Raw genomic sequence first — 9,565 nt, 5'->3', positions numbered from 1 at the left:
GAGATCAGCATCCTCGCCTCCCATCCCGAAACTCGCCTAAGATAGATCTTGCCACGAAGAACGCGGTCCGGCGAGGGTCTATGTGATCATCCGGGATGGAACATGTAGCAACTAAACACTTAAGGGCTATTTATAGCTTAAATTTTATAATATAAAGCAGGTTATATTATCCGCAATAATTTGGTTGTTTCATTATGTCTGTCCAACGTGAAGAGTGGCTTGATACCCTTCGAGGTGTCACAATCAGCTTGGTGATTCTTCATCACTCGTACCTTGCAATGTCAGTTATGCTATCTCAGATGGATAAAACCTTCTTTTTTCCTTTTTATAGATTAGAAGCTTTTTTATCTATTGTTAGAATGCCTGCATTTTTTATGTGTTCCGGTATTTTATTTGCAATTCCCGCCACCCGCGGATGGAATTGGTTTTTCAAAAAACGTTTGTTATGGAGTTTATGGATAGCGGCATTATGGGGATGGTTAACTTTGGGATTAACTATTTTAGGATTTAATATTTACCCATGGGGAAACCCTAAGCTGAGTTTTTTGACAATAAGCCTTATCGATCCCGTTGGAAATATGTAGTTTATTTATTCCATTGCGCTTCTTGCCATGTTTTGCATGATAATACGTAAAATTAATATAATATATTCCATATTTATTACTATTTCTTTTTCAATATTATCGCTGTATGTTATTGAAAATGCCAAATTTCCTAACGGAATAAACTTAATACTTCAAAATTTGGGTGAACGCGGTTTTTTATATTTTACAATCGGATTCCTATTTTCAGCAAATTTAATTAAACCTATCAAAACTAGATTGTTTTTCACATTACTTTCGGTAGTAGTGTGGATTTCATGTTATTTTTTAATAGAAAATATTAATATGCGTGATAATTTTTTGAAAAGCATTTGCTGGCTTTTAATTTCTTTTCCCGCCACCATTTCTGCTGTTTACATTTTGCAATTCTCAATCGATAACTTCCCCATAATTAGTAAATTTTTTAGTTATATAGGGCAAAGATCTTTAGAATTATTTCTTATCCATCAGTTTTTTATAGCAGCTTTATTTATTATTGTGCGCCCTTTTGCAGAAACGACACTGGGCATTTTCCCTTTGACTTTTATTTTTATATTTACTATAATATTTTCTTTACTACTAGCAGCTATATTAAGAAAAATTCCTGGAAATGCTTTTTTCGCTGTGCCGAAAGTTTCTTGGAGAAAATCTTTTCCTAAAATAAAACCGCTATTCTGAGGACCGGTTTTGTTGCGCAAATCCGTTCGGGGAATTCATCTCGTGAATCCAGCATGGTAGCTGGGTGGCTGGTCACGCCATGTCGGCGGTGTAATCTGCCCAGAGACTGAAAGCATCGGCTCGGGCGTGGCGATATGATGTTGCGGTGAGTCTGTAACGTCGGGGACGGAAGATCAGGTTGATCGGGTCGTGTGCGGTCAGGAATCTCTGTGCTTGCAAGTGAGACTTGAACCGGCCAAATACCTTCTCCCGGCTTGCGGGTCGGCCGGTGCGATCCTTCAATGGCGTTATTCAATCTCTTGTGGGCGCGGTGGTTAGCGTCCGGTGCCAGCGTTTTGATCGGCTTGATGTAGCTGCGTAATTTATCCGTGATCACGACCCTCGGCGCGCCGAACTGAGTGATCAGCCCTTTGAAAAACCGCTTCGCTGCCTTTCCGCTTCTCCGCGTTTGCAAAGTATATCGAGAACCTCGCCATTCGCGTCAATTGCGCGTCACAACCAATGCTTCTTGCCGCGGATCGGGATCACAACCTCATTCAGGTGCCATTTGTCGTTGGGAAGAGGACGATCGCGCCGGATGCAATTCGCAAAATGCCGACCAAATCGATTGACCCATAACCGGACTGCTTCCCGGCTGACAATCACGCCCCGCTCAGCCAGAAGGTCCTCGACATCAGCCGTGCTCAGCGCGAAACGATGATAAGACCACACCGCGTAAGCGATGATCTCACGTGGAAAACGGAAGCCCTTCAGGCGCGGCAGACTGGTTGGTATTTTCATGGAGTACGCAATAGCCCGATTAAGCCAGCCAGACAATTTGGCAATGCCGGCGCAACTCGTCCGGCCAAAGCAGCGGCAGCGGTCTTTCCGACCATTCAGTAATGAAATCGCAGTTGCGCAATCTCTAGGCTTTGGCCATCGCCAGTTCCACTGACCCGGTAGACCATGCGATCTTCCTGAGAAATCCGCCGAGACCACCAGCCCGTCAAATCGCCCTTCAAAGGTTCCGGCTTGCCGGTTCCCTTGAAGGGAGTCCGCTTGCACTGCTTGATCAGCTCGTTGATCCGGTCGCGCACCTTGTCGTTGGTGTTGACCCAGTATTGATAATCTTCCCAAGCCTGATCGGAAAAAATCAGCTTCACTCGGTCAGCTCACGCTCTTCGCCAGTTCCGGCATCGAGTTGCGCGATCGACGCGCGCAAGCGGGAAGCGTTTTTCGGTGTGGATAGGAGGTGCAACGTCTCGTTGACAGCGTTCCAAGTGTCCAAGGACACAACAACAACAGACTCGCCCTTCTTGCGCGTCACGACAACTTCCTGCTTGTCGTGGATCGCTCGATCCATGACGCCCTTCAGCTGGGCGCGTGCATCTGAGTAGGTCATAACATCCATCGCGCCTCTCCTCATTGTCGCAACCTTATATGTACAACATTAAGTACAAGTAAAGAGGTCGCGTCAAACAAAGGGGCACATTGACGCGAAGCTCATGCCTCCATGCGCGCTTTATTCTAGAAGCTCGCATGCCTCCCAATAGCAAATCGCCATAAACTTATGACGTTCCGGCCCCTGCCTGACACGGGTTCCTTCATGCGAGCTTTTCCGCCATGCTTCGGAAAACCGCGCAAGGACAGAGGTCATGACCGACACGCCAAAACCGGCCTGGAACAAGGGAAAAGTGGTGGGGAAAAAGCCGCCGCTGACACCGGATCAGGTCAGTCTGATCCGGCTGCTGCTCCGCCAGGATCGCGACCTGCGCGGGTTGGCTCTCTTTAACGTGGCGCTTGATACCTGCTTTCGCGGATCCGATCTTGTCCGGCTGCGGGTGGCCGATGTCGCAACCCCCGCCGGGCTGCGGGAGATTGTCGAAATCCGTCAGAAGAAAACCGAAACCCGCCATGCCAAACCGGTTCAGGCACGGTTGTCTGGGGTCACACGTGACAGCCTGCGCGCCTATCTGGAAGCTGACGCGCGACCGCTCCACGGCTGGCTGTTCACCGGACAAGGCGTGCGCTGGTCACACAGCCATCTAAGCGAAAGCCAGTTGTGGCGGTTGTTCAAGGGCTGGCTGGAGCGGGCGCACCTTGATCCGGCGCTTTACGGGCTGCACTCGCTGCGACGGACGTTCCCCACCTATATCCATCAGCAGACCGGCAACCTGCGGGCCGCACAGCTACTCCTGGGTCATGCGAGTATTGAAAGCACCAAGGAATATATCGGCACCGAACAAGCCAAGGCCCTTGATCTTGCTCGGAAGTACCACCTCTGATGTCGATACAAACATATCTGGAAAAGCGCGACCCGACGACCAATCAGTCCCGCTACTATCACATGCAAATCCTCCCCAATCTCTTTGGGGAATGGACCCTGTATCACGAATGGGGCCGGATCGGACATCGGGGTGAAAAGCGGATGGACCTATTTACCTGCGAAGACATGGCTGTAGAAGCGCTGATGACGTTAGAGGCGGCCAAGCGTCAGCGTGGCTATTGGGTCGAGCCCCAACAGCTGGCGATGTTTGGGTTATAGCTTCCGAATCTCCTCAACACCTAAGCTACTTAGACACGAGTACGCTTTGCCCCAAGGATTCCGCACAAAGCTGGAGAAAACGTGGGGCTCAGGTCACTGTCTATTACTGCCGGTAGCGTGACTACATAATCATGCGACACCTATCGGCTGATGTAGGGGAGCGGCAATTGTTACGCCTTGGGTATTGTTGACATAATGTTCCAACACCTCCCGCATCGAAACGTATATACAGTAAACCGGCCTGAAGGCAGCACTAACCGGCCTGCCATCCTCGTGGCGCACTTCGACATTCACCAGAGGGCCCTCATTCATTTTTGCTGGAAATGCGAAAATATTGTGGATGATACTTTGCGGCATGTCGGTTGAATCGACAATTTCACGAAGGGCATGCTCATAAAATATCTGCTTTGCTATATCCGGCCATCCGGGTGCACTTACAGCATCTTTTGCAGCATAATACTTCGCATCAACAATCATATAGTTAGTTGCATTATCAAGAATAATGTCGGTTTGCATGCCTCGGCTACGCGCGTCAGACATGCCGCTGTCCTTGAGGGTATAGACCGGCTTGGGCAACTCGCTATTCCAGTTTCGTCGCTTGTCATGTGGCGACCTTAGGATCGTTTCACGAAGCATGGTTTCCCAGACCGCGTGAAAGTCGCTGACACCAAACACGAACGCTCCGCCAGACGACTTGCGCGTTTCACGGAGATAGGAACGCAGATATTCTGCCAGGAATATTGATCGGGCCGAATATAACGAGGGAAGAAGGGTATCAAGCTTTCTAGCCCATGTTGTGCGGGGAAATGGCGGGTGCAGGCATAAGAGCAGCTCCTGTCGCCTGCTGGATATACCGCTCAGCCACCAGCCATGAGCAAGGTGGATCTCGCGGACCACCGCAGCCTGAATTTGCGTCAGAATAGCATCGGTACTTCTGGTTGCACGGCTGGTCCGGATGTCGGTAAACACAGGTTGGCCTTTGTACCCAGGCATCGCGAGCTCGCGCTTGACCGTTCCCGCCCAGTCAGGCTTTCCGGAATTTCTGGTCGGCTGCCGGATACGCTTGGAAAAGAGCCCGTGGTCTCTGAAATCGTCAGCCAACCGTTTGATCACGGATAACGCGCCAGGATTGCCTGCCTCGCCATCATCTTCGAAATCACGCTTCGAGGTCTCTGCTCCGAAACGAGCTAGTGCCCGCATGGTTAGGGAGGCGGTTTCGAGATCACTAGCCAGGTTCCCCGTTCTCGCCTCTCTCGGCAGAAATACGACAGCACCTTGCTCCGGGTGATGGATCAGGCCGCAATAGTGGACCGTCTTCTGCTGGTCCACGCGGCCGATACCTCTTTCGCGCATGGCCGTAAGCACTGTGCTTGAATGCCGGTCAAAAGCTGCTATGGGGTCACGGTCTGAAAGGAAAACAGGAAAGTTAGGACGCATCGTCGCTGTTATCGTCCTCTTGCTCCTGTTGGACATCAGACGCAGCGTTCAGCTTTCCAAGGAAACTATCCGATAGGAACCTGCGCCCTTCTGCCGCCTCGATTACCAAATCGCCATAGGTCTGTACCTTGCCGCTCTTTCCGGTGTTGAAGACATGCTCGCGACCTTCATGACGGAGCAGATCGTCCCATAAATAAAGCAAAACCTTCTCGGGAACCCCATGCCCGTCGAGTTCTTTTTTCTTGACAAACCACTGTCCCAGCAAGCGGTCTTCCGCGATGTCCAGTGTGAGGCTACTAGTCAGGTGTTTGTTCAACAACTTGACGAATTCCCGCCATGCAAGAGCATGTCGGTTTCCGGCTGCATCGACATACGATACATCACCGTCGGGCCCTTTGTCGTAATCCAACGGTAGATACTCCTGCCGCCACCGTCTGCGAAAAGCTGTGTCGATCGGGTAAACGCCCTGATCTGCGCTGTTCATAGTCGCGTAGATGAAGAGGTTTGACGGGAGCAAGAGTTCCTGATGGGCTACGCCCGTCTGGGCATTGAACCACGCTTCGCTCTCCGTTGACGGGAAGCTCACATCGTATTCACCTTTACCGTCATCATCCCGGTCAAGCAAAAGGAACAAGTCACCGAAAACGGCCGCCGCAGCTGCACGGTTCAGCTCCTCGATTACAAGAAACACAGGTTCGCCAGGTGTTTTGTAGGCCTCTACGAGAGCTTTCATAAACGGCCCGGGGGAAAAACCGTAGCGAACGCGTTTGCCATCCATCTGAGGCTTGAGACACCCGAAAAAGTCACTGTTCTGGAGGTCGGGATGGAAGACAGTTCTAAAAGGTTTTTTTTTCGCTTCTTCGATCTTTTCTTTGACCCTGTTGGACTTTCCCGTACCGGGAGCGCCGTAGAAGATGACGTTCTCGCCGCCTTTCAAAGCAGGCAAGGAGGCTTTGTCAGTTGGCATAACAGTCGTTTCACCGGTTGAGCCGGAAAGTTGCATCAACTCCTCGAAGGCATCCGATTTCGCGAGCGCAATTGACAGCTCGCCACGTCTTGTAGAAGCGTTTGCCAACCAATTCCCAACGCCTACGATTGCCGCAACAGGCCAGTCGCCGCGCTCGAGTGTTTTTGAAACACCGGACCATTTATCATCAGCTAGAAATTTCAGGAAGCGTTCTTGTTCTTCGACATTTAGAGCTAACTTGTTCCTTACAGTATTCTTGATAGCTGCGACATCTTGCGGAGAGATATCTGTTTCCCAAGTGTTGGATGGCAGCTTCTTAAACACCTCTTCCTTTCCCCGGCCTGAGCCGCGATTGGGAAAGCCCAATGCTTTGGCAAGATCGTCTATCTTTTCCTCATATTTTAAAATTCCCAATACATAAGGCCTCACAGCCCAGCACCGGGGAAACTCCTGCGCGCTTATAGTAAGGCTTTTGTCTTTTCCGGTCTCTATTGACATAGAGGAGTCACCAACAACCACGACTTTATCGTTCGGCACTTCCGCTTTGTACAATGCTACAATTTGCTCCCAAACTTCGGGAGAAGGGGCACAAATTCGTTCAACCGGAATCTTGGAGGCACGCTCTTTACTCAATCTTTGACACTCGTCCAGATCAGGTAGGGCATCGGGTATTTCTGAAATTGGAAAGGTTTCTAACTGCTCGGCCAATTCTTCCATTTCGCCATCCTCCTTGCCAAGTTTTTCCCATTCCGAACTCAAAATCTTCCGGGAAATATCGCGCAATTCTTCTCGTTCGATATCTGTATATTGATCAAAAATTGTCTTGAAACGTGGCGGAAGTTCCTTTTTCTCCCAGCCGACCCGTCCGCTGTCTGTAAACCGGTCAAACGTGTCTCGAATGTTTTTGACGGTATTTTTCGGGACGCCAAACCTGGCCCCGATACTTTCGAACGCTGTGGATCGTGTAGCAAATCCAAGTTCAGCATGAGGGTCCCCTGACTGCGCCAGAAACAAGCAAACGGTGTACAACGCAGATTTGGCATCAGCCGGAACAACTGGGTCAGTCATTGAGTACCCTTAAAACAAGAATCATCAAAAGCTTACAAGTTGTACCTGCCTTTCGCCAACCGGCGATCACCCCCTGAGTTCAATCAGGTTCTCTGATGACGCAAGGGCGGTAGCAATCGCAATTTCCAACTGTTTGTCTGTAAGGCTTAGTTTCTTGGAAACCGCGCACTCCCAAATGACCAACACCCTCCATCCGGCGTCTTTCAGCGCGGCGTGGTTGCGTTGATCACGGGCCCGATTGCTTTCGATCTTGTTCGTCCAGAACTCCGTCCGGGTTTTAGGCGGACGGAACAAGTGGCAGTCCCCATGCCCATGCCAATAGCAGCCGTTCACGAAGATCACGGTACGCCACTTCGGCAGCACAATATCCGGTTTTCCTGGTAAGTCTTTACGGTGCAGGCGAAACCGGTAGCCAAGCCGGTGCAGCAGACGCCGTACAATGATCTCGGGCTTCGTATCCTTCCCCCGAATGCCCGACATCATGGCACTACGCTTTTCGGGGGAAACAATGTCCGTCACAGTCTAACCTGAAATGTAGGGCTTCATTTCGGCAGCAATCGCCTCGATCACCGGCACAGAGACAGAATTGCCAAACTGGCGGTAATTCTGGCAGTTCGAAACAGCATCTACGTTGAAATTCTCCGGAAATCCTTGAAGCCTTGCGCACTCGCGAGGAGTCAATTTACGGGGATTTTTTCCAATGTGGCTCTGGTCGATCAGAATTTCGCTGCCGTCCTTGTAGTAGCGGGCACTAATCGTGTTGGTGTAGGGGCTGTCCTTCGTGAAAACGCTGTAGCCAAAACCGTTACCCTTCTCTTTATGCCCGGCAAGACGCCGAACGTGCCCCGCCAGCAACTGATCGGAAATCGTATATTTCGGATCGACCGAAGCATCGTTTTCTAGAATATCCCCGACACGAGTTTTGCATTTAACCTTACTCAGTCGATCAAGAATTCGGGTGCAAATATCCGCTTCGTTAGCAGCGGAAATCTGATCACGGTCGAAACCGATGATGTAAACGCGCTCACGGTTTTGGGGGACACCGAAATTCGCAGCTTTCAGGACACGATAGCCCACGCGATAGTTCAGTTTTGTCCGGAGGGATTTTCGCGCTTCTTCCGACATTGGCACAGTATCGGGAATCTCGGGGACAGCACGTCCTTCAAGGATTGAAAGAATAGTCTTCAGCGTACGGCCCTGGTCGTGGCCCTTCAACTGCTTCACGTTCTCCAGCAGGAAGGCTTTAGGACGATGATGAGCAAGGATGCGCTGGATTTCAAAGAACATGGTTCCTCGCGTATCGTTGAAGCCTTGTCTCAGCCCCGCCTGCGAGAACGCCTGACAAGGAAATCCCGCAAGCAGCACATCGTGTTCGGGGATATCGTTTGCTGCAATCTTCGTGATGTCACCATGAGGGATCTGACCATAGTTGGCGGCATATGTCTTCTTTGCAAACTTGTCCCATTCAGACGTGAAAACGCAGTGACCTCCTTGTTTTTGGAACGGAAGACGAATTCCCCCTATACCTGCGAAAAGATCGATAAATGTGAAATCAGCATTGTCGGGATCAGTCGAATAAGGGCTACGTAGAAGTGCCGTGTCCGGCAGAATCTCAATCTGGGCGCGTTTTGCTACCGTTGGAAAATGCTCGCCAAGCTCCCATCCGCGAACGGTGCGCTCGCCGGTCTCGGGCATCCCCAAGAGCTCGGCAAAAGCCTTCTGGGTCAAGCCTAAACCTTCCCGCTTGGCCTGCACCCACGCTCCCAAGTTCAACATCCGGTCGAGCATTTTGTTCTCCTTTTGAGCTCGCTATTACCAAGCGTTAAACGCCGGGTCAACTACAGGATAAAATGAATACAATATCATTTAAACTTGGCAGCTCACCTTCGTGGGAGGCATACGTGCGAAGAGTCGAGGCTGTTGGCCGACAGATCATTCAAAAACCGCTGCAACCAAGGTCACGTCACAACACAAAAAGACCCCCACCTGCTGACGGGGGCCACGATCATTTCGGCGGTGCGGGCTGTTACCAGGCAGCCATCCGGTCGGCCTAGCAATTGTGTTTATCAGGCTGCCTGATAAACACAATTGCTAGGCAGTACTCTAATCCACGGCCTTCAGAGGTGGTCCGGAATTTTTGACCAATTTTCCCCCAAGCTAAGCTATAGCATGTGTTTCATGTCAGGCGGCGGCTTTCAGGCGTTGATTGTGAGTATCATAGGCCTCGCCGGGAGTCAGCAGCCCATGCGTTGAGTGCGGGCGTTCAGCGTTGTAATAGGTGATCCACGCGCCGATCCCTTTGCGGGCCTC

11 protein-coding genes and 1 pseudogene are annotated in these 9,565 nt (G+C 50.7%); 4 read left to right on the top strand and 8 right to left on the bottom strand.

What is annotated here, in order from left to right; translation table 11 throughout:
- The first annotated feature begins 194 nt into the window (after positions 1 to 194).
- Together DWB67_RS17170 and DWB67_RS17935 are read left to right on the top strand one after the other, a co-directional pair.
- Positions 195 to 584 (top strand): acyltransferase family protein, encoded by a 390-nt coding sequence (locus DWB67_RS17170; RefSeq protein WP_119808775.1) that lies wholly within the window; start codon positions 195 to 197, stop codon positions 582 to 584.
- Between the two features lie 36 nt (positions 585 to 620).
- Positions 621 to 1,259, top strand: a complete 639-nt coding sequence (locus DWB67_RS17935) for an acyltransferase family protein (RefSeq protein WP_147385973.1) — start codon at positions 621 to 623, stop codon at positions 1,257 to 1,259.
- A 72-nt stretch (positions 1,260 to 1,331) separates the two neighbouring features.
- Here the strand turns inward: DWB67_RS17935 and DWB67_RS17165 are convergent.
- The 3 genes and pseudogenes from DWB67_RS17165 to DWB67_RS17155 form a co-directional block, all read right to left on the bottom strand.
- Positions 1,332 to 2,039 (bottom strand): annotated as a pseudogene (locus DWB67_RS17165) (IS6 family transposase).
- 95 nt (positions 2,040 to 2,134) lie between these two features.
- Positions 2,135 to 2,401 (bottom strand): Txe/YoeB family addiction module toxin, encoded by a 267-nt coding sequence (locus DWB67_RS17160; protein WP_119808774.1) that lies wholly within the window; start codon positions 2,399 to 2,401, stop codon positions 2,135 to 2,137.
- Positions 2,398 to 2,649 carry a type II toxin-antitoxin system Phd/YefM family antitoxin gene (locus DWB67_RS17155; protein WP_036743750.1) on the bottom strand — a complete coding sequence of 84 codons (252 nt, stop codon included), beginning with the start codon at positions 2,647 to 2,649 and terminating at the stop codon, positions 2,398 to 2,400. Before DWB67_RS17155 ends, DWB67_RS17160 begins: the two co-directional genes overlap by 4 nt.
- A 244-nt stretch (positions 2,650 to 2,893) precedes the next feature.
- Here DWB67_RS17155 and DWB67_RS17150 point away from each other — a divergent pair, with 244 nt between their 5' ends.
- Together DWB67_RS17150 and DWB67_RS17145 are read left to right on the top strand one after the other, a co-directional pair.
- Entirely contained in the window at positions 2,894 to 3,523 is a 630-nt protein-coding gene (locus DWB67_RS17150; protein WP_119808773.1) for a tyrosine-type recombinase/integrase, read from the top strand.
- On the top strand, positions 3,523 to 3,783 hold the full coding sequence (locus DWB67_RS17145; RefSeq protein ID WP_119808772.1) for a WGR domain-containing protein: 261 nt from the start codon (positions 3,523 to 3,525) through the stop codon (positions 3,781 to 3,783). Before DWB67_RS17150 ends, DWB67_RS17145 begins: the two co-directional genes overlap by 1 nt.
- Positions 3,784 to 3,912: 129 nt before the next feature.
- On the opposite strand, the gene DWB67_RS17140 is transcribed toward DWB67_RS17145, so the two are convergent.
- From DWB67_RS17140 to DWB67_RS17120, 5 genes are all read right to left on the bottom strand, one after another.
- Complete coding sequence (locus tag DWB67_RS17140; RefSeq protein ID WP_182911654.1) at positions 3,913 to 5,220, bottom strand: LlaJI family restriction endonuclease; 1,308 nt, start codon at positions 5,218 to 5,220, stop codon at positions 3,913 to 3,915.
- Positions 5,210 to 7,255 (bottom strand): AAA family ATPase, encoded by a 2,046-nt coding sequence (locus DWB67_RS17135; RefSeq protein WP_119808770.1) that lies wholly within the window; start codon positions 7,253 to 7,255, stop codon positions 5,210 to 5,212. Before DWB67_RS17135 ends, DWB67_RS17140 begins: the two co-directional genes overlap by 11 nt.
- Before the next feature lie 66 nt (positions 7,256 to 7,321).
- Complete coding sequence (locus tag DWB67_RS17130) at positions 7,322 to 7,774, bottom strand: very short patch repair endonuclease (protein WP_119808769.1); 453 nt, start codon at positions 7,772 to 7,774, stop codon at positions 7,322 to 7,324.
- A gap of 3 nt (positions 7,775 to 7,777) precedes the next feature.
- Positions 7,778 to 9,043, bottom strand: a complete 1,266-nt coding sequence (gene dcm / locus DWB67_RS17125; protein ID WP_119808768.1) for a DNA (cytosine-5-)-methyltransferase — start codon at positions 9,041 to 9,043, stop codon at positions 7,778 to 7,780.
- Positions 9,044 to 9,436: 393 nt separating this feature from the next.
- A partial coding sequence (locus DWB67_RS17120; protein WP_147385972.1) for an integrase core domain-containing protein occupies positions 9,437 to 9,565 on the bottom strand: 129 nt, incomplete at its 5' end.

This window comes from Paracoccus sp. JM45 (genome assembly GCF_003590715.1).
Taxonomy (GTDB): Bacteria; Pseudomonadota; Alphaproteobacteria; order Rhodobacterales; family Rhodobacteraceae; genus Paracoccus.
This window is presented reverse-complemented; position numbering and strand designations above follow the sequence as displayed.

Bases quoted from the DNA above. Each gene is read 5' to 3' on its own strand.
- DWB67_RS17155 (WP_036743750.1), bottom strand. From the start codon at position 2,649: ATGGATGTTATGACCTACTCAGATGCACGCGCCCAGCTGAAGGGCGTC.
- DWB67_RS17170 (WP_119808775.1), top strand. From the start codon at position 195: ATGTCTGTCCAACGTGAAGAGTGGCTTGATACCCTTCGAGGTGTCACA.
- DWB67_RS17135 (WP_119808770.1), bottom strand. From the start codon at position 7,255: ATGACTGACCCAGTTGTTCCGGCTGATGCCAAATCTGCGTTGTACACC.
- dcm (WP_119808768.1), bottom strand. From the start codon at position 9,043: ATGCTCGACCGGATGTTGAACTTGGGAGCGTGGGTGCAGGCCAAGCGG.
- DWB67_RS17140 (WP_182911654.1), bottom strand. From the start codon at position 5,220: ATGCGTCCTAACTTTCCTGTTTTCCTTTCAGACCGTGACCCCATAGCA.
- DWB67_RS17145 (WP_119808772.1), top strand. From the start codon at position 3,523: ATGTCGATACAAACATATCTGGAAAAGCGCGACCCGACGACCAATCAG.
- DWB67_RS17935 (WP_147385973.1), top strand. From the start codon at position 621: ATGATAATACGTAAAATTAATATAATATATTCCATATTTATTACTATT.
- DWB67_RS17150 (WP_119808773.1), top strand. From the start codon at position 2,894: ATGACCGACACGCCAAAACCGGCCTGGAACAAGGGAAAAGTGGTGGGG.